The organism is Ectopseudomonas khazarica (genome assembly GCF_004521985.1).
Taxonomy (GTDB): domain Bacteria; phylum Pseudomonadota; class Gammaproteobacteria; order Pseudomonadales; family Pseudomonadaceae; genus Aquipseudomonas; species Aquipseudomonas khazarica.
Map to the genome: position 1 here is coordinate 159201 of NZ_SBHZ01000010.1, position 21389 is coordinate 180589.

Here is a 21389-nt window from a genome sequence, read left to right on the forward strand (position 1 = left end):
TTCGGCGGCCGGGGCTTGCTCCGGCCGTTTTATGCAGTGCTGATGGGGATATAGAGCGTGAAGCCGGTCAAAGTGGGTATCTGTGGGCTGGGGACCGTAGGTGGCGGTACTCTGAATGTACTCAAGCGCAACGCCGAGGAAATTACCCGGCGTGCCGGTCGCGGCATCGAGATTGCCCAGATCGCCATTCGTTCGCCCAAGCCGCAGTACGACACGACCGGTATCCAGATCACCCGTGACGTCTTCGAGCTGGTCAACAACCCGGACATCGATGTGGTCGTCGAGCTGATCGGCGGCTACACCCTGGCCCGCGAGCTGGTGCTCAAGGCCATCGACAACGGCAAGCACGTGGTCACCGCGAACAAGGCGCTGATCGCCGTACACGGCAACGAGATCTTCGCCCGTGCCCGCGAGAAGGGCGTGATCGTCGCGTTCGAGGCGGCGGTTGCCGGTGGCATTCCGGTGATCAAGGCGATTCGTGAAGGCCTGGCGGCCAACCGCATCAACTGGCTGGCCGGCATCATCAACGGCACCGGCAACTTCATCCTCACCGAGATGCGTGAGAAGGGGCGTGCCTTCGAGGACGTGCTCAAGGAAGCGCAGGCGCTGGGTTATGCCGAGGCCGATCCGACCTTCGACGTCGAAGGTATCGACGCCGCGCACAAGCTGACCATCCTGGCCTCCATCGCCTTCGGCGTGCCGCTGCAGTTCGACAAGGCCTACACCGAAGGCATCACCCGGCTGACCACTGCCGACGTGAACTATGCCGAGGCACTGGGCTATCGCATCAAGCACCTGGGTGTCGCCCGTCGCACCGAGGCCGGCATCGAGCTGCGCGTGCACCCGACGCTGATCCCGGCGGACCGCCTGATCGCCAACGTCAACGGCGTGATGAACGCGGTGATGGTCAATGGCGATGCCGTCGGCAGCACCCTGTATTACGGTGCCGGCGCAGGCATGGAGCCGACCGCCTCGGCGGTGGTGGCGGACCTGGTGGACGTGGTGCGTGCCCTGACCACCGACCCGACGAATCGCGTGCCGCACCTGGCGTTCCAGCCTGACTCGCTGTCCGATCACCCGATCCTGCCCATCGAGCAGTGCGAGAGCGCCTACTACCTGCGTATCCAGGCCAAGGATCACCCGGGTGTGCTGGCGCAGGTGGCGAGCATCCTCTCCGAGCGTGGCATCAACATCGAGTCGATCATGCAGAAGGAAGCCGAGGAGCAGGACGGCCTAGTGCCGATGATCCTGGTGACTCACCGTGTGATCGAGGCGCGCATCATCGACGCCATTGCCGCCATGGAAGCGCTGGACGGCGTGACGTCGCCGGTCATGCGCCTGCGTGTCGAGCAGCTCAACTAATTCCGTGTCCACCTGCGGGCTGCGGGCCCGCGGGTGCAGCAAACGAAGGTCTATCCCATGCGCTATATCAGTACTCGCGGCCAGGCGCCGGCCCTGAATTTCGAAGACGTGCTGCTGGCCGGCCTGGCCAGTGATGGTGGCCTCTACGTGCCGGAGAACCTGCCGCGCTTCACCGTAGAGGAAATCGCCTCCTGGGCGGGCTTGCCGTACCACGAGCTGGCGTTCCGCGTGATGCGCCCGTTCGTGGCGGGTTCCATCGCCGATGCCGACTTCAAGAAGATCCTCGAAGAGACCTATGGTGTCTTCGCGCACAACGCCGTGGCGCCGCTGCGCCAGCTGAACGGCAACGAGTGGGTCATGGAGCTGTTCCACGGTCCGACCCTGGCGTTCAAGGACTTCGCCCTGCAACTGCTCGGTCGCCTGCTCGACCACGTGCTGGCCAAGCGTGGCGAGCGCGTGGTGATCATGGGGGCGACCAGTGGTGATACCGGTTCCGCCGCCATCGAAGGCTGCAAGGCCTGCGACAATGTCGACATCTTCATCATGCACCCGCACAACCGGGTGTCCGAAGTGCAGCGTCGGCAGATGACCACCATCCTTGGCGAGAACATCCACAACATCGCCATCGAAGGCAATTTCGACGACTGCCAGGAGATGGTCAAGGCCAGCTTCGCCGACCAGGGCTTCCTCAAGGGCACCCGTCTGGTGGCGGTCAACTCGATCAACTGGGCGCGGATCATGGCCCAGATCGTCTACTACTTCCATGCCGCGCTGCAGCTCGGCGCGCCGGCGCGTTCGGTGGCCTTCTCGGTGCCGACCGGCAACTTCGGCGACATCTTCGCCGGTTACCTGGCGCGCAACATGGGCCTGCCGGTCAGTCAGCTGATCGTCGCCACCAACCGCAACGACATCCTGCACCGCTTCATGAGCGGCAATCAGTACGTCAAGGAAACCCTGCATCCGACCCTGTCGCCGTCGATGGACATCATGGTCTCGTCCAACTTCGAGCGGCTGCTGTTCGACCTGCACGGTCGCAATGGCGCCGCCATCGCCGGTCTGATGGACAGCTTCAAGCAGGGTGGCGGCTTCAGTGTCGAGGAAGATCGCTGGGTCGAGGCGCGCAAGCTGTTCGACTCGCTGGCGGTGAATGACGAGCAGACCTGTGAAACCATCACCGAGGTGTACAAGGAGTGCGGCGAGCTGCTCGACCCGCACACGGCCATCGGCGTGCGCGCAGCGCGTGAATGCCGTCGCAGCCTGGCCACGCCGATGGTGGTGCTGGGTACCGCGCACCCGGTCAAGTTCCCCGAGGCGGTGGAGAAGGCTGGTATCGATGCGGTTCCGGCGTTGCCGGCGCACCTGGCCGACCTGTTCCAGCGCGATGAGCGTTGCACCGTGCTGGCCAACGACCTGAAGGTCGTGCAGCAGTTCGTCGCGGCGCATGGCAATCGCGGCAAGCCGCTCTGAGTCGTCCGTCAGCATGCAACCGGCGCCCCAGTGGCGCCGGTTTCGTTTGGGCCTGGCTCAGAGGCTGAAGATCAGCACCAGCAGCGCCGTCAGGGTGATCAGCGTCAGCCAGATCAGAGCATTGAGGCGGCTGGCGCGGAGGATGGCCGCGCCGCGCAGGTGGACGGGAGGGTTGTCCTCCAGATACTGGTCGATGCGGCGTTCGGCCTCTTTCTGGTCGGCCGCCAGGTATTCGCTGAGCAGGTCGATGGCGGCCTGGCGCTGCTCGGCATGCAGCAGCTGGCGTACAGCGGGTGGCAGTTCGTTCATGCTGCTGCCGCTCTCCTGTGTTGGTCGGTTGGGGTCATAACTGCGACCGGGTTAGCGCTTTTTTCCGTGCGCCCTGCGTGTGGCTGAGGTTTAATTCGACACGTCGCGAATGGATGCGTTCTAGCCCGATCATGGATGAGCCCTGGCCCCTGCCTCTTTTCTTTTCGTTCCCGTCTGCTGATCGGCTCGTTTCGTGCCGAGGATGACGCCTGCGCGCTCGCCTGACGAACGGCATCACATTTATCACATGTAATCACTTTACGACTCACATGTAAGGGTCTAGGCTGTTGTTCATGGAAAGCAAATCATCAGCCCATTACCAGCGTCTTTATCGTCAGCGCCTGCGCGAGCAGGGGCTGGTGAAGAAGGAAGTCTGGATCTTGCCCGAGCACGCACCGCTGCTGGTTGCGTTCGAGCGCAAACTACGCCAGCCGCAGTCGATGCTGGTTCCGATGGAGAAGGAGGAGGATATGAGCATGCCTCAGGTTTGGACCGCCAAGGCGCTGCATGAAGCGCTGGCGGCAACGGAGTTGTTCCAGAGCGGGCAGGCCGGCATCGAGCTGATTCAGGGCGCCGACGCCAGTCTGCACATCACCATGCGCGAATATGGCGACCTGCCGCTGTTCGTTGCCGTGTTCGGCGAGCAGATCATCGTCGAGGCGCTGCTCTGGCCAGCGGCGGACGTGAAGGACGGCGCTGCTTTCAACGAGGAAGTGCTGCGCACCCACAAGCTGTTCCCGCTGTCGTCCATCGGCCTGGAGAAGATGGTCGACGGGCGCGACTGCTACACCATGTTCGGCGCACTGAGCTCCTACTCCACGCTGTCCGATGTGGTGTTCGAGATCGAGCTGCTGGCGGACAACGTGATCAAGGCCACCGAAGCCTACGAAGGCTTCCTCAAGACCGGCGCCTGAGAGGAGAGAATCCATGAACGTCTGGAGCAAAATGCTGACCGCGCTGCGTGGCGGCGCCAACGAGATGGGCGAGGCCGTGGTCGATAGCCAGGCCCTGCGTATTCTCGACCAGGAAATCCGCGACGCCGACAGCGAGCTGCGCAAGTCCAAGGAAGCCCTCGCCGAGATCATGGCCAAGCACAAGTTGGCCAGCGACAAGGTGAGCAAGAGCGCAACCAGCATCGCCGAGTACGAGCAGTACGCTCTCAAGGCGCTGGAAGCGGGCAACGAGACCCTGGCCAAGGAAGTGGCCGAGAAGATCGCCAACCTGGAGGTCGAACAGGCCAGCGAGCGCGAGCAGGCCGAAGGCTTCGCCGCCAGCGTCGCGCAACTGCGCAAGGCCGTGAGTCAGGCCGAGGGCAACATCAAGCGCCTCAAGCAGCAGGTGGATACGGTCAAGGCCACCGAAAGCGTGCAGAAGGCGCAGATGGCCGTGGCCCAGCGCTACGGCGGTTCCCAGGCCAAGCTGCAGACGGCGGTCGAGTCGCTCGAGCGCATCAAGCAGAAGCAGGCCGAGCGTGGCGCGAAGATGGAAGCCTCGGCGGAGCTCGCCGCCACCAGCGCGCCGGACGACTCGCTGGAAGCCAAGCTGCGAGCTGCGGGCATCAAGGCGGACAGCGCCAGTGCCGACAGCGTGCTGGCGCGCCTGAAGGACAAGTCCAAGGCCTGATCGAGGCTGCATGAACCGGCAGGGGCGAGTGATCGTCCCTGCCGTATGGATTCAGGACAAGGAAAACCATGGAACTCTTCCTGCAGACCGCGCTGTCGTTTCCCACTGCCATCTACAGCTTCCTGCTGTGCGTGGCGGTCATCTATTGGCTGGTGGTCGCGGCCGGCCTGCTCGATATCGACCTGCTCGACATCGAGGCCGACTCGGTGATGGAGGGCGGCGCACAGACCGAAGGCCTGGCGGGGCTGCTGTACAAGCTCAAGCTCGACGGCGTACCGGCCACGCTGGTGCTGACCCTGCTGTTCTTCTTCGCCTGGTTCGCCTGCTACTTCATCGAACTGTGGCTGCTGCGTCACCTGCCGCTGGGCATCCTGCGCTACCCGCTCGGCCTGGTGGTGATCGTCGCCTCCTTCCTCCTGGCGGCGCCGCTCTGCGCGGCCATCTGCCGGCCGCTGCGCCCGCTGTTCCAGAAAGTCGAGGCGATCAGCAGCAAGTCGGTGCTGGGTCAGGTGGCGGTGGTCCGCAGCGGCAAGGTCACCGAGCGCCACGGCGAGGCGGTGCTGGAAGACGGCGGCGCGGGGCTGATCCTGCGTGTGCGCGCCGACGAGGCACTGGGCTTCAAGCGCGGCGACCGCGTGGTGCTGCTGGAGTACCTGGCTGCCGAACATGCCTACCGGGTCATCACCGAAGAAGAGTTTCGAGGCGTATAGCGTCTGCCGACAATCCGTACGTCACACAGGGCTGGCAGGGTAGGGCATCGCCGAACCTGTCTGCACAATTAGCAAAGGAGTACAGCTGTAATGGAAAACCTCATTCCCTTCATCGTCGGGGCGGGGCTGGTCGTTCTCTTCGTGATCGCCCTGATCGCGCTGTTCAAGGCGTTCTACATCAAGGTTCCGCAGGGCACCGCGCTGATCGTCAACGACATGAGCTCGACGCCCAAGGTGCACTTCACCGGTTCCCTGGTGTACCCGGTGATCCACCTCAAGGAGTTCATGAAGATCTCCCTGATCACCCTGGAAGTGGACCGTCGCGCCAAGGACGGTCTGATCTGCCGTGACAACCTGCGTGCCGACATCACCGTGGCTTTCTACCTGCGCGTCAACGAGACCCAGGAAGACGTGCTCAAGGTGGCCAAGGCCATCGGTGTCGACCGTGCCTCCGATCGTGGCGCGGTCAACGAGCTGTTCAATGCCAAGTTCTCCGAGGCACTGAAGACCGTCGGCAAGCAGTTCGACTTCGTCCAGCTGTTCGAGAACCGCCAGGATTTCCGCGACCGCATCGTCGAGGTGATCGGCAACGACCTCAACGGTTACGTGCTGGAAGACGTGGCCATCGACTACCTGGAGCAGACCTCCAAGGTGTCGCTGGACCCGAGCAACATCCTCGACGCCGAGGGTATCCGCAAGATCACCGAGCTGACCGCTGCGCAGAACGTCATCACCAACGAGCTCGAGCGCAACGAAGAACTGGCGATCAAGAAAAAGAACGTCGAAACCCGCGAAGCGACCCTGTCGCTCGAGCGTCAGCAGGCCGATGCCGAGGCGCGGCAGAAGCGCGAGATCGAAACCATCCGCGCCCGTGAGGAAGCCGAGACCCTCAAGGTCCGTGAAGAAGAGCGCCTGAAGGCCGAGCAGGCGCGCATCCAGACCCAGCAGGAGCTGGACATCCGCGCCGAGAACCATCAGCGCGAAGTGGAAGTGGCGCAGCAGAACCGCCAGCGTGCCGTGGTCATCGAGGTGGAGAAAGTCACCCGTGCCAAGGACCTGGAAGTGGTGGCCCGCGAGCGCGAAGTCGAACTGCAGCGCATCGAGAAGGAAAAGGCGCTGGAAGAAGAGCGCAAGAACATCGCCGGCGTGATCCGCGAGCGCGTGGCGGTCGAGAAGACCGTGGCCCAGGAAGAAGAACGCATCAAGGAAGTGCGCGAAGTGTCCGAGGCCGAGCGCCTCAAGCAGGTCACCGTACTCAATGCCCAGGCCGAGGCCGAGCAGGAGCTGGTGCGTCAGGTCAAGCAGGCCGAAGCCGACGAGGCGCGTTCCAAGCACAAGGCGGTCGAGATCAACACCCTGGCCCAGGCCGAACTGGAAGCGGCCTCCAAGAGCGCCGAGGCCAAGAAGAAACTGGCCGAAGGGATCGAAGCCGAGCGTGCCGCGCCCGGCCTGGCCGATGCCAAGGTGCGCGAAGTCACCGCCGCCGCGAAAGAGAAGGAAGGCCTGGCCGAGGCTCGCGTGCAGGCTGAGCGCCTGATCGCCGATGCCAAGGGTGAGCAGGAAAAAGGTCTGGCCGAAGCCCGTGTGCTGGAAGCACAAGCCTCGGCGAAGGAGAAGGACGGTCTGGCCGAAGCCAAGGTGCTGGAGGAGAAACTCTCCGCCCAGGCACGCGGCGAGGAGCAACTGGGTCTGGCCAAGGCCAAGGCGACCAAGGAACAGGGTTCGGCCGAAGCCGCGATCCTGCTGGAGCGCCTCAGCGCCGAAGCCGAAGGTCTGGGCAAGAAGTTCGGTGCGCTGGATTCGCTCAGCGACGCGGCACGCGCTCACGAAGAGTTCCGCATGCAACTGGAGAAGAGCTTCGAAGAGGCCATGGCCGCCATCGACGCCAACAAGGACATCGCCAAGGACCAGGCCGAAGTGCTGGCCGCAGCCATGGCCAAGGCGAAGATCGAGATCGTCGGCGGCGAGGGCGACTTCTTCAACTCCTTCGCCAAGTCGCTGTCGGTGGGCAAGGCCATCGAAGGCGTGGTCGGCAAGAGCCCGGTGGTGCAGGACGTGATTTCCCGCCTGCTGGCCGGCAAGGCCGCATCCGCCGCGCCGGTCGTCGCCCCGAGCGCTGGTTCGGAGCAGGCCTGATAGCAGGGTGGGCGACGCGCAGCATGTCCACCGCTTGCATCGCCAAAGGTGGACAGAAAGCGTTGTCCACCCTGCCGACCATCCATTCATTGCTAGGTCCGGTGGGAGGTGCTTGAGCGGCGATTTTCGCGGCTCCAGCCATCCCGCGGCCCTATCGTTCGACCAATCAGGGACTACGCAATGTCAGAATCAAGAGACTATCTGGAGATGACCTTTCGCTCGATCCAGTGCTTCAGTAACGACGGCCGCCTGGATGCGCAGGAGCTCAAGAGTCTGCTGGAGATCGCCGAGCGCGATGGCGTGATCGACGACAACGAAGTACGGGTGCTGCGCAAGATCATCGCCCAGGTACGCCCCGAGGAAATCGACGCGGCGCTGCGCGACAAGATCGCCATCGTCGAGCAGAAGATCGGCGCGTAACCCACCGGGAGGCTTGCCCACCCGCAGTGTGGCCCTCACCGGCGCACTACGCATTTCTCAGCAGCCTCAGCGCACTGCGCGGGTGAGGCTGCTCGATGCCGCATATCCAGGAAGAACACGATGTCGGACGTACAGACACAGGACGTATTGGACAAGGCCGTCGCCGAGGGCGGCGCCTACGAGGTGCTGCACAAGCGCCTGCAGGAGCAGGGGCAGCGCCTGCGCGGGTTGACCGAGGCGCTCAATGGCCAGCGCCTGGCCGAGTTCGGCAGCAGTGCGATGGAGGCCATCGGCCGGGTCCGCATCCGCACCGAGAACAACTGCATCGCCCGCGATATCGTCCAGGTCGGCGAGTGCCTGCTGTTCGGCTACAACGTGTTCCTCGGCCTGAAGAAGGAAACCACGATCTCCGACGTGTTCTCCCTCTACCGGCTGGTGCAGGGCGCGGAAGGCTTCGATGCCGAGCCGGTGTCCCTGGAGGGTTCCTTCCTGGCGCAGGCCAGCTTCGTTGCCGACTTCAACGAGCTGTACACCTATTACAAGAACACCCGTCTGCTGCAACTGGCGATTCGCGATGGCAAGCTGCTGGCGAGCTTCCAGATCGGCGAACGGGTCAGCGACATCCGTGTGTTCCGCTGGTCGATCTCCACCGACGGCAAGGAAGTTCGCTACATCGATAACCGTGGCGAGCGTGATATCGCCCTGCCGGCGCCGTTCGATTTCGAATGGCAGAAGACGTCCCGCGAGATGGCGGTCACCGGCCGCCATCCGCACATGAACATCCTCGACACGGTGTTCGTCGAAACCGTCGGTGGCGACCTCACGATCAAGGTCGAGAACAACACCCAGGACGGCCTGGGCATCTACCGCGAAGCCGTGGTGGACAAGACCCAGTCGCTCGACGACGCGCAGATCGAATACGCCCGCCTGGGCAGCCTGATCCTGCTCAAGGTGCTGCCTTACCGCGAGGAGCAGTGGCGCTACCTGGTGTTCAACAGCCTGACCAACCAGGTCGAGCGCATCGACGCCATCGGCCTGGCCTGCGTACAGCTGCCGGAAGATCACGGCATCATCTTCCCCGGCGGCTACTACCTGCAGAGCGGCGAGTACAAGACCTTCGAACAGCCCATGGACGGCATGCGCTTCAAGCGCTCGGTCCGCTCGCCCAACGGCGAGGACGTGCAGTACATCTTCTACCACCCGGAGGAAGGTCGTTCGGCGCTGTTCACCTACAACATGATCAAGCGTCAGCTGCACAACCCGATCTTCGGCCACGGCTACGCGCGCCTGGAGGACGGGCGCATGGTGATCTTCTCCGCCGAGGGCAGCGAGCCGACCCGCATCCATCCGATGCAGATCTGGCAGACGCCGTTCGAGAGCGACGATTACGCGGCTCGCCAGCCGGCGCGCAGCGGCTTCTTCGGTCGTATCGGCAATGCCGAGCTGGTGCGCGGCGTGTCCGACCTGCTCAACCTGAGCCGCGAGATCGACAGCCGCGAAGTGTCGGTGGCGCGCTACACCCAGCTGTGCCAGAACACCCGTCGCCTGTTCGACGTCTACCACTGGCTGGGTGACGCCCAGTGCGCCGAACTGGCGCCGCTGCTGCGCGAGGTGGCTGCCACCTCCGAGCTGGTGCTCGACGAGTTCGAGAAGGTCGAGAGCATTCGCCAGCAATCGGCCCGTGCCATGACCGAGGCCGAGACGCGGCAGAAGAGCCTGCTCGCCGGCCTGCTGGTCGACAGCTGGGACGAGGTGCAGCATTTCGTCGAGGCGCTGAATGCCATCACCGCGCAGCGCGGCCAGCTGCTGACCATCCGTGACTACCGCTACATCGACGTGGCGCGCATCGACGCCATGGAAGCCGAGTTGCTCGAAGCGCAGGAGCGTGTGGCGGCGGCCACTTCGAACTTCCTCGCCAGCGACGCGGCCCTGCAACCCTATGTGCAGCGCCTGGGTGAACTCGATGGCCAGGCGCAGAAGGCCGAGAGCGTCACCCAGCTGAACGAGCCGCTGGTCGAGATGCAGGCCATGGCCGGCAACCTGGACATGCTGTCGAGCCTGATGGCGTCGCTGAAGATCGACGATGCCACCCAGCGCACCCGCATCGTCGAGTCGATTTCCGAGGTCTATGCCCACCTCAACCAGGCCAAGGCGCGCGCCGAACAGCGGCGCAAGGGGCTGGGCTCGGCCGAGACCGTGGCGCAGTTCGGCGCCCAGTTCAAACTGTTCAGCCAGGGCATCACCAACGCCCTGGCGCTGTCGCAGGACCCGGAGAAGTGCGACGAGCAGCTGTCCCGCCTGCTGGTGCAGCTGGAAGAGCTGGAAAGCCAGTTCGGTGATCACGAGGAATTCCTCAGCGACATCCTGGGCAAGCGCGAAGAACTGCTGGAAACCTTCGAGTCGCACAAGCAGAGCCTGCTCGACGACCGTCAGCGCCGTGCCCAGGGCGTGCTCGACGCCGCCCAGCGCATCCTCGACAGCCTGGGCCGGCGCACCGCGCGCCTGACCCAGATGGAGGAGCTCAACGCCTTCTTCGCTGCCGACCCGCTGATTCTCAAGCTGCGCGAGATGGCCGAGCGCCTGCGCGAGCTCAAGGACAGCGTCAAGGCCGATGACGTCGAGGCGCGCCTCAAGGGCGCCCGCGACCAGGCCGTGCGTGCCCTGCGCGACAAGAGCGAGCTGTTCGAAGAGGGCGGCAACGTTATCAAGCTCGGCCCGCGCCACCGTTTCAGCGTCAACACCCAGGAACTCGACCTGACCCTGATGCCGCGTGGCGATGGCCTGTACCTGCATCTGACCGGCACCGATTTTCTCGAGCCGCTGCGCGACGAGACACTGGAAGGCCTGCGTGACTACTGGCAGGTGTCGCTGGAGTCCGAGTCGCCGTCGCTGTACCGCGCCGAATACCTCGCCGGGCTGGTGCTCGACGCCGCCGTGGCTGGCCGTGAAGGGCTAAGCCTGGACCTGCTCAAGACTCACCTGGCGCAGCCGCAGAGCCTGACCCGGGTGATCCGCGACTTCGCCGCCCCGCGCTACAAGGATGCCTACGAGAAGGGCATCCATGACCATGATGCGGCGCTGATCCTCAGCCAGCTGCTGCCGCTGCGCGAAAGCGCCGGCCTGCTGCGCTTCGCGCCCACCGCGCGCGGGTTCGCCGCGCTGTTCTGGAACCGCTGGGGGGCGGACATCGAGGCCGAACTGTGGCCGGAGCGTGCACGCAGCAGCCTGCACCTGCGTCAGCTGTTCGGCAGCAGCGATGGTGTCCGCCGCCTGCAGGACGAAATCGATGCGGCGATGCAGCGCTTTCTCGCTCAGCATCCGCTGCCGGTCGATGCCGCGCAGCGTCAGCAGGCTGCGGCCTATCTGATCGAGGAACTGGCGGCCAAGCCCATCGAGTTCACCTTCAGCAAATACGCCCGCCAGCTGCTCGACACCCTGCAGCAGCGCATGCAGGCCAGCCACGTGTGGGACGACTACCGCGCGGCCCTCGACAACCTGCGCGGCCGCCCGCAGCAGCGCTGGTCGCTGGTGCAGACCTGGCTCGATGGCCTGTGTGCGCAGGACGAGGCCCTGCGCGAGCTGCTCGACTACGTGCCCGAGGCGATCGCCATCAGCCTGCTCGATGACGACTTCCCCCGGCGCTTCACCGAGGTCGACCTGCGCTTCAGCGTCAGCGGCCTGCTCGGTGACCATCCGCGTCTGCAGGATGCGACCCTGGTGCTGGCCATCGACGATTACTTCGCCCGCCTGCAACAGCATCTGGAGCACTTCGTGCCGCAGCTGCAGCGTTACCAGACGCTGCGTCAGGAGGTCATCAACCGCGAGCGCGAGGCGCTGCGCCTGGCCGAGTTCAAGCCGCGGCCGCTGTCGTCGTTCGTGCGCAACAAGCTGATCAACGACGTCTACCTGGGCTTCATCGGCGACAACCTGGCCAAGCAGATGGGCACCGCCGGCGAGAACAAGCGGACCGACCTGATGGGCCTGCTGATGCTCATCTCGCCGCCGGGTTACGGCAAGACCACCTTGATGGAGTACGTGGCGCACCGCCTGGGTCTGATCTTCATGAAGGTCAATGGCCCGGCGCTGGGCCACGAGGTGCGCTCCATCGATCCGGCGCAGGCGCCGGACGCCACCTCGCGCCAGGAGCTGGAAAAGCTCAACCTGGCGCTGGAGATGGGCAACAACGTCATGCTCTACGTCGACGACATCCAGCACACCCACCCCGAGTTCCTGCAGAAGTTCATCTCGCTGTGCGACGGCACCCGGCGCATCGAGGGCGTGTGGAAGGGCAAGACCAAGACCTACGACATGCGCGGCAAGAAGTTCTGCGTGGTGATGAGCGGCAACCCCTACACCGAGTCCGGCGAAGTCTTCAAGATTCCGGACATGCTCGCCAACCGTGCCGACATCTACAACCTGGGCGACACCCTGGGCGGCATGCAGGAGGCCTTCGCGCTGTCCTACATCGAGAACAGCCTGACCTCCAACCCGGTGCTGGCGCCGCTGGCCACCCGCGACATGGCCGACGTCTACCGTTTCGTCGCCAAGGCCGAGGGCAAGCCGTTCTCCGCCAATGAACTGAGCCACACCTACAGCGCCGCCGAGATCAACGAGATTTCCTCGACCCTGCAACGCCTGATGCAGGTGCGCGACGTGGTCGGCCGGGTCAACCAGCAGTACATCGTCAGCGCCGCGCAGGCCGACCAGTACCGTACCGAGCCGCCGTTCAAGCTGCAGGGCAGCTACCGCAACATGAACAAGATGGCGGAGAAGATCAGCTCGGTGATGAACGATGGCGAGCTGCTGCAGCTGATCGCCGACCACTACCAGGGCGAGTCGCAACTGCTCACCACCGGTGCCGAAGAGAACCTGCTCAAGCTCGCCGAGCTGCGTGGCAATCAGACGCCCGAGCAGGCCGAGCGCTGGGCGCAGATCAAGCGCGACTTCATGCGCAACAAGGCCATGGGCGGCAGCGACAGCGATGTCGGTGGCCGCGTGGTGGCGCAGCTCAACGACCTGGTGGAAAGCGTGCGTGGCCTGGGTGCCGGCAAGCCGGCGGCCGAGGCGCCCAGCGTGCCCTGGGAGCAGCTGCTGGCGGGGTTGGACAACCTCGGCAAGCTGCGGCCACAGGTGGAAGTGGTTGCACCTGCGCAGCCGGGCACGCAAAAATTGCTTGAGAACCTGGCCGACAGCCTGGAAAACAGCTTCCTGCCGCTGATCAAGGCGATGGACAAGAAGATCGACATCGATTTGCGCACGCACAACCGCATGCTGGAAATATCCACCCAACTGCGCGACCTCGGCACGCTGCTCGGACACGAGCAGCGCAGCGACGCCGCGGATGACGAGGCGCCGTGAGGCGAGGCTGGCTGGTTGAGCTGCGTCCGCTGCTGCTGATCAGTGGTGCGATGCTGCTGCTGCAACTGGCCAACAGCGCCCTTGGCGGCGCCCTGAACGTCTGGGGCCTGGTGCCCCGGCATGTCGAGGCATTGCCGGGCATTCTCTTCGCGCCCTGGCTGCACGGCAGCTGGGCGCACCTGCTCAGCAACCTCAGCGGTTTGCTGGTGCTGGGCAGCCTGGTGCTGTTGCGCTCACGGCGCGACTTCCTGTTCTCCAGCGCCTTCATCATCATCGGCAGCGGCCTGCTGGTCTGGGTGTTCGGCCGTACCGGCCTGCACATCGGTGCCAGTGGCTGGCTGTTCGGTTTCTGGGGCCTGTTGCTGGCGCGCGCCTGGTTCGAGCGCAGCCTGCTCGACCTGCTGCTGGCGGTGCTGGTGTTCTTTCTCTATGGCGGCTGGTTCTTCGGCTTGTTGCCGCGTGCCGGCGTTTCTTTCGAATATCACCTGGCGGGAGCGTTCTGCGGTGTGTGTTACGCCGCCCTGAGCCGCCGCCGTCTCACTCGATGAAAAGGACTTTGCATGGACTTCAACCATCTCGATCAGCAACTGCGTGACAGCCTCGCCGACCTGCGTCTGAGCAACGAGGAGCGCGACGAACTGCGCCAGCTGGGCAGCGAGCTGAGCAGCGACCAGGTGCGCTTCATGCGCAACCGCGCCTTCGCCCTGGCCCGTGAGCTGATGCGCGAGCCGACCAATGTCGAGCCGGTGCTGAAGTGGCTGGAGCAGGTGATCAAGACCCTCGACAGCGTCGGCAGCGCTCCGCGCGTGGAGCATGCTACGGCGCACTTCAGTCCGGGCGAGAGCTGCCGGCGCAAGATCCGCGACCTCTGCCGCCAGGCGCGCAAGAGCGTGGAGATCTGCGTCTACACCATCTCCGACGATCAGCTCAGCGAAGAGGTGCTCGCCTGCCATGAGCGCGGCATCGCGGTGCGGGTGATCAGCGACAACGAAAAGCAGTTCGATGCCGGCAGCGACATCCAGCGCCTGCGTGACAAGGGCGTGCCGCTGCGCATCGATGCCGGTCCCTTCCACATGCACCACAAGTTCGCCCTGTTCGACGGTCGCCTGCTGCTCAACGGCAGTTTCAACTGGACCCGCAGCGCCAGTACCAGCAACGAGGAAAATCTGCTGGTGATCGACCATCCGCAACTGGTGGCGGCCTACAGCCGCGAGTTCGAGATGCTCTGGACGCGTTACGCAGACAACTGATGACTCAGCCTCACGCCCAACGGCTTCTCGGTTTCTACCGCAGCTGCTACCTGGCCGACAGCCGCGACCTGGACCTGGACAACGTTGCCCGGCTGCCCGGCAAGCGCTGGGCCTGGCTCGACGGGGACGAGGAACTGGCCAGCGGCGGTGTGCCGCTGCTGCCGCTGTCGGCCGAGCTGGGCCGGGAGCTGGCCGAGGCGCAGACGCTGTACCAGCGTGAGCTGCAACTGATCTACGGCGTGCTGCCGATCTGTGGTCGCCAGCAGCTGGACGGCGGCGCATCGCGGGCCATCTGCGGCCCCCTGATGTATTACGAGGCCAGCCTGCAGCCGACTGCCGATGGCCAGGCCCAGTTGCTGGTCATCGATCCGCAGCAGGTGCGTGGCAACTGGCGTCTGCTGCGCAGCCTGTTCGACGAAAGTGGCGCGGACAGCCTGGACGGCCTGCCGTTGCCCAGCGGGGTGCTGGACGCCTCGGCACTGGGTCAGTTGCTCGCCTGGGTGGCGCGCCATACGCAGGTGCGTGAGGTCAGCGAGGCGGCGGGCTTTCCCCGGCTGGTCGACGGCGAGGCGCTGGGCAAGGCCCAGCGCCGGCGCAGCCTGTCGCTGCAGGCGGGCGCCTTCGTCGCCCTGGTGCCGCGTGGCAGTGGCAGCCGTGGCATCGCCCATGAGCTGCAGTTGCTGCAGGAGGCGCAGCAGCTGTCGCCGGCCCTGTTGCAACTGCTCGGCGAGGCGTCGGACGCGCCGTTGTCCGTGGTCGCGAGCACGCCGCAGCGCCTGCCGGCCCAGCTCAGCCTGGCGCAATGCCGCGCGCTGGACAATGCCGCGCGCCATTGCCTGAGCCAGATATCCGGTCCGCCCGGCACCGGCAAGAGCTACAGCCTGGCGGCGCTGGCGCTGGATCGTTACCTGCAGGGCGAGAGCGTGCTGCTGGTCAGCCGCAGCGCCCAGGCCGTGCGGGTCATCGCGCAGAAGCTGCGTGAAGACTTCGGCCTGCGCGAGGGTATCCTGGAGGGCGATGGGCAGAGCCTGCGCCAGGCCTTGCGCGACCGCCTGCAGCGCATGCTGCAGGGCGAGATTTCCGATGTCAGCGACCAGCTCGAGGCGCGCCAGCGCAGTGAGCTGGAGGTGCTGACCCAGGCCGAGCGCCGCCTTTCCGGCGACTTCGTGGCCCGCTGCGAGCAGGCCGTGCGCTGGAGCCGTCTGCTGCTGCGCGCCGAGCGCGGCAGCCTGGCTTTCTGGCGCCGGTGGCTGCAGGTGCCCTGGGTACGCAGGCGGGTCGGCAGCAGCGTGCGTCCCTGGGCGTTGCTGGACGAGCTGCGTGAATGCCAGCAGCGCCGCCAGCAGCTCAGCCGCGAGCACCTCAACAGCCATCACAGCCTGGCACTCAAGCGTCTGCTGATGACCGACCGCAGCCTGTTCGTGCGCTACAACCAGGCCATCCGTGCGCGCAATTCGCAGCGCCAGCTGGCGCTGTTCGAGGGCATCGATCCGGCGCGCCTGCTGGCCGCGTTCCCGATCTGGGTGGTGACGCTGGACGAGCTGCACCGCCTGCTGCCGTTGCGCGCCGGGTTGTTCGACGTGATGGTGATGGACGAGGCGACCCAGTGCGACATCGCCTCGGCGCTACCGGCCTTCCAGCGCTGCAAGCGCGCGGTGGTGACCGGCGACGCGCGCCAGCTGCGGCATATCTCCTTTCTCTCCCGCGTGCGCGAGGCGCAGCTGCTGCAGCGTGCCGGGCTGCAGGCGGACGAGCGCGAGGCCTGGAGCTACCGCGACAACAGCGTGCTGGACCTGGTCGGCCTGCAACTGGCCAGCCAGGACGCGGTGGTGTTCCTCGACGAGCACTTCCGCAGCCGCCCGGCGCTGATCCGTTTCAGCAACGAGCTGTTCTACGACCAGCGCCTGCGGGTGATGAAGGAACGTCCCGGTGGCGACACCTGCGACAGCCTGCAACTGCTGCGCGTCGAGGGCGCACGTGGTCGCAATGGGGTCAACGAGGCGGAGGTCGAGCGGGTGCTGGAGTTGCTGCGCGAGCACTTCGACACCTACCGGAACAGCCCGCTCAAGCCCAGCGTTGGCGTGCTGTCGCCGTTTCGCGACCAGGTCGAGCGCATCCGCGAGCGCATTGGCGAGAGCATGCCGCTGGAGCAGTTGCGCGCGTTTCGCCTGCTGGTGGACACGCCCTACGGCTTCCAGGGCGAGGAGCGCGACCTGATGATTCTCAGCTTCGCCATCGACGTCGAGTCCACCCAGGCGGCCCACTACCTGAACCGCGCCGACCTGTTCAACGTGGCCATCACCCGCGCCCGTGAGCGCCAGGTGCTGCTGTTCAGTGGTGACGAACGCCAGTTGCCGGCCACCCATCTGCTGCGCCGTTACCTGGAATTTCAGCAGCAACCGGCGGTCAGTTTGCAGGCAGGGGCCATCGATGTCGCTCGCCAGGATCTGTGCCAGGCGCTCGAAGCGCAGGGCGTCGGGGTGTGGAGCCACTACCCGCTGGCTGGGCAGGTGCTGGATCTGTTCTGCCGACGCGGCGACAGATGCCTGGCCATCGACCTGATCGGTTTCCCTGGCGAAGGCGAAGGCTTTCTCGAACTGGAGCGCTACCTGGTGCTGGCCCGCGCCGGTCTGGAAACCCTGCCGCTGAGTTACGGTCTCTGGCAGGAGGCGCCGGACCAGGCCGTGCAGGCGGTGCTGGCGCGGCTCTGAGGCGCCGCTTCGCGGATGCGTCGTCGCGGCGTCGCTTGACGCGTGCGGCGATCGTGGCCTAGGCCTTTGGTAGACCAACACTGTGCCGGGGGGCTCATGACACTGCGCAATGCTGTTCAACTGATCACCTATCCCGACCGCCTGGGGCGCAATCTGGGCGAACTCTACCAGCTGCTCGACCGGCACCTGGGCGATGCCCTGGGCGGTGTGCATATCCTGCCGCTGTATCCGTCCAATGCCGACGGTGGCTTCTCGCCGCTCACCCACATGGAGGTGGACCCGCGCTACGGCGACTGGGCGGATGTCGAACGCATCTCCGCGCGTTTCGACCTGTGCGTCGACCTGGTGATCAGCCATATCGCCGACGAGTCACCGGAGTTTCTCGATTTCGTCGCGCGCGGCCAGGACTCGCCCTACGCGGAGCTGTTCGTGCAGGTCGACAGCCTGGGCGAGATCAGCCATGACGACCTGGCCAAGATCCATATCCGCAAGGAGAAGGAGCCATTTCGCGACGTGCGGCTGGCCAACGGCGAGACCTGCCGGGTCTGGTGCACCTTCACCGAACGGCAGATCGACCTGAACTACGATTCGCCACAGACCTACCAGCTGATGGAGCAGTACATGGCCTTCCTCGCCGCGCGCGGGGTCAAGCTGTTCCGCCTGGACGCCTTCGGCTACACCACCAAGCGCATCGGCACCAGCTGCTTCCTGGTGGAGCCGAACGTCTATCGCATCCTCGAATGGTTTCGCGAAACCGGGGCCAAGTACGAGACCGAGATGCTCCCGGAGGTGCACGACCATATCAGTTACCAGTACGCCATCTCGCGTCGGCAGATGCGCCCCTATGCCTTCGCCTTGCCGCCGCTGGTGCTGCATGCCTTGCTCACGGGGAGCAGTCGCTACCTCAAGCACTGGCTGCGCATGTGTCCACGCAACCAGATCACCGTGCTCGATACCCATGACGGCATCTGCATTCCCGATGTCGAGGGCATGTTGCCCGAGGCGCAGATCCAGTACCTGGTCGACGAGATCTCGACGCGCAGCGCCGACCCGATCCTGCGCCGCTCGGCGGTGAACGTGCACAGCGTGGGCGCCATCTATCAGCTGACCTGCACCTTCTACGAGGCGCTGATGCGCAACGACGAGGCCTACATTGCCGCACGGGCCATGCAGTTCTTCACCCCGGGCATCCCGCAGGTGTACTACGTCGGCCTGCTCGCCGGCTGCAACGATTTCGATCTGCTCGAGCGAACCGGCGAGGCCCGCGACGTCAACCGCCATTACTACAGCGTCGAGGAGGCCGAGCAGGCCTTGCAGCAACCGCTGGTGCAGCGCCTGCTGGCGCTGATGCGTTTCCGCTGCCGGCACCCGGCCTTCGAGGGGCGTTTCGAGCAGAACTATTCGGCGGATGACCAGCTGCTGCTGGCCTGGCGCCATGGCGAGCACTACTGCCGCCTGCACCTGGACCTGAGCAGCCTGCAGGCGAACATCGAGTACAGCGACGAGCAGCGGGGGATCTGCCACATGACCTGCTGAAGGTCGGCGGGGGCCATGCTTTCGCGGTAGACTTGCGCTCTTTCGACCAGCCAAGAAGCCCGCCATGGCCCTGCCATCGACCACCTACAAGATCGACCTGAACCTCACCGACATGGATCGCAGCGTCTACCAGACCCTGCGTTTCACCGTCGCCCGCCATCCTTCGGAAACCGAGGAGCGTCTGGCCGCGCGGTTGATCGCCTATGCGCTGTTCTACGACGAGCAACTGGCCTTCGGCCGTGGTCTGTCGGACGTCGACGAGCCGGCGCTGTGGGAGAAGAGCCTGGATGATCGCGTGCTGCACTGGATCGAGGTGGGGCAACCGGACAGCGAGCGCATCACCTGGTGCTCGCGGCGTACCGAGAAGTTCAGCCTGGTGGCCTACGGCAACCTGCGCGTGTGGCAGGGCAAGTGCCTCGACCCGGTGCGCAGCCTGAAGAACATCAACGTCGTGGCCCTGGGGCAGGAGGCGCTGGCCGAGCTGTCGCTGGACCTGCCGCGCTCGCTCAGCTGGAGCGTGATGATCAGCGATGGCGAGCTGTTCGTCACCGACGAGCGCGGCCAGCACGAGATTCCGCTGGAGTGGTTGGCCGGCCAGCGCTGAGCGCTGTAGGGTGGACGACGCCCTTTTCGTCCAGCACAACGCGTGTGCGGGGTGGATGGATGCCGTGTCGCCCACCCTGCGCATCAGCCCGGCGAGTGTCGAGCCGTAGCCCGGATGCGATCCGGGGCCGCCCCTACCCAATGTCCGGACTGCATCCGGGCCACATCTGAAAAGCGACCTTTTGTTCATGCGTATCGAAGCCCGTCCCTTGCCTGCTCAGTTGCCCGACCTGGGCAACCTGCCGCCCTTGCTGACCCGCCTGTACGCCGCCCGTGGTGTGCAGTCCGCCGAGGAGCTGGACAAGGGCCTGGCGCGGCTGATTCCGTATCAGCAGCTCAAGGGCATGACGGCGGCGGTGGAGCTGCTGGTCGAGGCGCTCGAGCAGCGCCAGCGCATCCTCATCGTCGGTGACTTCGATGCCGACGGCGCCACCGCCAGCAGCGTCGGCGTGCTCGGCCTGCGTCTGCTCGGCGCGGCGCATGTCGACTACCTGGTGCCCAACCGCTTCGAATTCGGCTACGGCCTGACCCCGGAGATCGTCGCCGTGGCGCTGCAGCGCCAGCCCGACCTGCTGCTGACCGTGGACAACGGCATTTCCAGCGTCGAAGGCGTGGCTGCGGCCAAGGAGGCCGGACTCAAGGTGCTGGTGACCGACCACCACCTGCCGGGGCCCGAATTGCCGCAGGCCGACGCCATCGTCAATCCCAACCAGCCCGGCTGCGAGTTCCCGAGCAAGGCCATGGCCGGGGTCGGGGTGATGTTCTACGTGCTGCTGGCGCTGCGGGCACGCCTGCGTGAAAGCGGCTGGTTCGCCACTCGCCAGGAGCCGAACCTGGGCGAGCTGCTCGACCTGGTGGCGCTCGGCAGCGTGGCCGACGTGGTGCCGCTGGATGCCAACAACCGCATCCTGGTCCACCAGGGGCTGGCGCGTATCCGTGCCGGCCGTGCGCGGCCCGGGCTGCGGGCGATTCTCGAAGTGGCCGGGCGCGATCATCGGCGCATCACCTCCACCGACCTGGGGTTCATCCTCGGCCCGCGACTGAATGCGGCGGGGCGCCTGGACGACATGAGCCTGGGGATCGAGTGCCTGCTCAGCGACGACGAAGCGCTGGCCCGCGACATGGCGGTGCAGCTCGACCAGCTCAACCAGGACCGCAAGGCCATCGAGCAGGGCATGCAGCGCGAGGCGCTGGCCCAGCTCAAGGACCTGCCCGTGGCGGACATGCCGTTCGGCCTGTGCCTGTTCGAGCCGGACTGGCACCAGGGGGTAATCGGCATCCTCGCCTCGCGCCTGAAAGAGCGCTACCACCGTCCGGCCATCGCCTTCGCCGATGCTGGCGATGGCATGCTCAAGGGCTCGGCGCGCTCGGTGCCAGGGTTGCATATCCGCGACGCGCTGGACGCGGTGGCGGCGCGACATCCGGGGCTGATCAGCAAGTTCGGCGGGCACGCCATGGCCGCCGGGCTGTCCCTGCGACAAGAACATTTCGGTGCCTTCGCCGCGGCCTTCGATGCCGAGGTGCGCCGTCAGCTCAGCGAGGATGACCTCACCGGCAGGCTGCTTTCCGACGGTCAGCTCGACGCCACCGAGTTTCACCTCGAACTGGCTCGTGCGCTGCGCAATGCCGGGCCCTGGGGCCAGCACTTCCCCGAGCCGCTGTTCCACGGCGTGTTCCAGATCGTGGGCCAGCGCATCGTCGGCGAGCGTCACCTGAAGCTGGTGCTCAAGACCGAGTGCGGCAGCGTGCAGCTCGACGGCATCGCCTTCAACATCGACCGCGACATCTGGCCCAACCCCACGCTGCGCTGGGCCGAGGTGGCCTACAAGCTCGACCTCAACGAGTTTCGCGGCAACGAGAGCGTGCAGCTGATGGTGGCGCATATCGCCCCGCGCTGAGGCGGG

At 65.5% G+C, this 21389-nt stretch carries 15 protein-coding genes; 14 read left to right on the forward strand and 1 reads right to left on the reverse strand.

Features of this window, described 5'->3' with window-relative positions:
* Positions 1–57 precede the first annotated feature (57 nt).
* Together EPK82_RS14930 and thrC are read left to right on the forward strand one after the other, a co-directional pair.
* Positions 58–1362 (forward strand): homoserine dehydrogenase, encoded by a 1305-nt coding sequence (locus EPK82_RS14930; RefSeq protein WP_037049416.1) that lies wholly within the window; start codon positions 58–60, stop codon positions 1360–1362.
* A gap of 57 nt (positions 1363–1419) precedes the next feature.
* Positions 1420–2829, forward strand: a complete 1410-nt coding sequence (gene thrC, locus EPK82_RS14935) for a threonine synthase (protein WP_047589944.1) — start codon at positions 1420–1422, stop codon at positions 2827–2829.
* A 57-nt stretch (positions 2830–2886) separates the two neighbouring features.
* Here thrC and EPK82_RS14940 read toward each other — a convergent pair whose 3' ends face one another.
* The gene (locus EPK82_RS14940; protein WP_037049414.1) at positions 2887–3138 is read right to left on the reverse strand and encodes a hypothetical protein; all 252 of its coding nucleotides are present in this window, start codon (positions 3136–3138) and stop codon (positions 2887–2889) included.
* Between the two features lie 293 nt (positions 3139–3431).
* On the opposite strand from EPK82_RS14940, the gene bacA reads away from it, so the two are divergent.
* The 12 genes from bacA to recJ all read left to right on the forward strand — a co-directional run bounded on the left by bacA (position 3432) and on the right by recJ (position 21383).
* The gene (gene bacA / locus EPK82_RS14945) at positions 3432–4052 is read left to right on the forward strand and encodes a biofilm formation regulator BacA (protein ID WP_134677058.1); all 621 of its coding nucleotides are present in this window, start codon (positions 3432–3434) and stop codon (positions 4050–4052) included.
* Between the two features lie 13 nt (positions 4053–4065).
* Positions 4066–4761, forward strand: coding sequence for a PspA/IM30 family protein (locus EPK82_RS14950; RefSeq protein WP_134677059.1), 696 nt, complete (start codon positions 4066–4068; stop codon positions 4759–4761).
* 68 nt (positions 4762–4829) lie between these two features.
* Entirely contained in the window at positions 4830–5471 is a 642-nt protein-coding gene (locus EPK82_RS14955; RefSeq protein WP_134677060.1) for an OB-fold-containig protein, read from the forward strand.
* Positions 5472–5561: 90 nt separating this feature from the next.
* Entirely contained in the window at positions 5562–7607 is a 2046-nt protein-coding gene (locus EPK82_RS14960) for a flotillin family protein (RefSeq protein WP_037049406.1), read from the forward strand.
* 180 nt (positions 7608–7787) lie between these two features.
* Positions 7788–8027 (forward strand): hypothetical protein, encoded by a 240-nt coding sequence (locus tag EPK82_RS14965; protein ID WP_037049404.1) that lies wholly within the window; start codon positions 7788–7790, stop codon positions 8025–8027.
* A gap of 120 nt (positions 8028–8147) precedes the next feature.
* Entirely contained in the window at positions 8148–13385 is a 5238-nt protein-coding gene (locus tag EPK82_RS14970; RefSeq protein WP_134677061.1) for a DNA repair ATPase, read from the forward strand.
* Entirely contained in the window at positions 13382–13933 is a 552-nt protein-coding gene (locus EPK82_RS14975) for a rhomboid family intramembrane serine protease (RefSeq protein WP_134677062.1), read from the forward strand. Before EPK82_RS14970 ends, EPK82_RS14975 begins: the two co-directional genes overlap by 4 nt.
* 12 nt (positions 13934–13945) lie before the next feature.
* Positions 13946–14635, forward strand: coding sequence for a phospholipase D-like domain-containing protein (locus EPK82_RS14980; RefSeq protein WP_037049398.1), 690 nt, complete (start codon positions 13946–13948; stop codon positions 14633–14635).
* The gene (locus EPK82_RS14985) at positions 14635–17346 is read left to right on the forward strand and encodes a DEAD/DEAH box helicase (protein WP_244229976.1); all 2712 of its coding nucleotides are present in this window, start codon (positions 14635–14637) and stop codon (positions 17344–17346) included. Before EPK82_RS14980 ends, EPK82_RS14985 begins: the two co-directional genes overlap by 1 nt.
* A 96-nt stretch (positions 17347–17442) precedes the next feature.
* Positions 17443–18882, forward strand: a complete 1440-nt coding sequence (gene gtfA, locus EPK82_RS14990; RefSeq protein WP_134677064.1) for a sucrose phosphorylase — start codon at positions 17443–17445, stop codon at positions 18880–18882.
* A gap of 64 nt (positions 18883–18946) precedes the next feature.
* Positions 18947–19486, forward strand: a complete 540-nt coding sequence (locus tag EPK82_RS14995) for a YaeQ family protein (protein WP_037049391.1) — start codon at positions 18947–18949, stop codon at positions 19484–19486.
* Between the two features lie 187 nt (positions 19487–19673).
* Positions 19674–21383, forward strand: coding sequence for a single-stranded-DNA-specific exonuclease RecJ (gene recJ / locus EPK82_RS15000; RefSeq protein WP_134677065.1), 1710 nt, complete (start codon positions 19674–19676; stop codon positions 21381–21383).
* Positions 21384–21389 lie beyond the last annotated feature (6 nt).

Excerpts from the sequence above, each read along its gene's own strand:
- thrC (WP_047589944.1), top strand. The coding sequence starts at position 1,420 with ATGCGCTATATCAGTACTCGCGGCCAGGCGCCGGCCCTGAATTTCGAA.
- EPK82_RS14940 (WP_037049414.1), bottom strand. The coding sequence starts at position 3,138 with ATGAACGAACTGCCACCCGCTGTACGCCAGCTGCTGCATGCCGAGCAG.
- bacA (WP_134677058.1), top strand. The coding sequence starts at position 3,432 with ATGGAAAGCAAATCATCAGCCCATTACCAGCGTCTTTATCGTCAGCGC.
- EPK82_RS14950 (WP_134677059.1), top strand. The coding sequence starts at position 4,066 with ATGAACGTCTGGAGCAAAATGCTGACCGCGCTGCGTGGCGGCGCCAAC.
- EPK82_RS14955 (WP_134677060.1), top strand. The coding sequence starts at position 4,830 with ATGGAACTCTTCCTGCAGACCGCGCTGTCGTTTCCCACTGCCATCTAC.
- EPK82_RS14960 (WP_037049406.1), top strand. The coding sequence starts at position 5,562 with ATGGAAAACCTCATTCCCTTCATCGTCGGGGCGGGGCTGGTCGTTCTC.
- EPK82_RS14965 (WP_037049404.1), top strand. The coding sequence starts at position 7,788 with ATGTCAGAATCAAGAGACTATCTGGAGATGACCTTTCGCTCGATCCAG.
- EPK82_RS14970 (WP_134677061.1), top strand. The coding sequence starts at position 8,148 with ATGTCGGACGTACAGACACAGGACGTATTGGACAAGGCCGTCGCCGAG.
- EPK82_RS14980 (WP_037049398.1), top strand. The coding sequence starts at position 13,946 with ATGGACTTCAACCATCTCGATCAGCAACTGCGTGACAGCCTCGCCGAC.
- EPK82_RS14985 (WP_244229976.1), top strand. The coding sequence starts at position 14,635 with ATGACTCAGCCTCACGCCCAACGGCTTCTCGGTTTCTACCGCAGCTGC.
- gtfA (WP_134677064.1), top strand. The coding sequence starts at position 17,443 with ATGACACTGCGCAATGCTGTTCAACTGATCACCTATCCCGACCGCCTG.
- EPK82_RS14995 (WP_037049391.1), top strand. The coding sequence starts at position 18,947 with ATGGCCCTGCCATCGACCACCTACAAGATCGACCTGAACCTCACCGAC.
- recJ (WP_134677065.1), top strand. The coding sequence starts at position 19,674 with ATGCGTATCGAAGCCCGTCCCTTGCCTGCTCAGTTGCCCGACCTGGGC.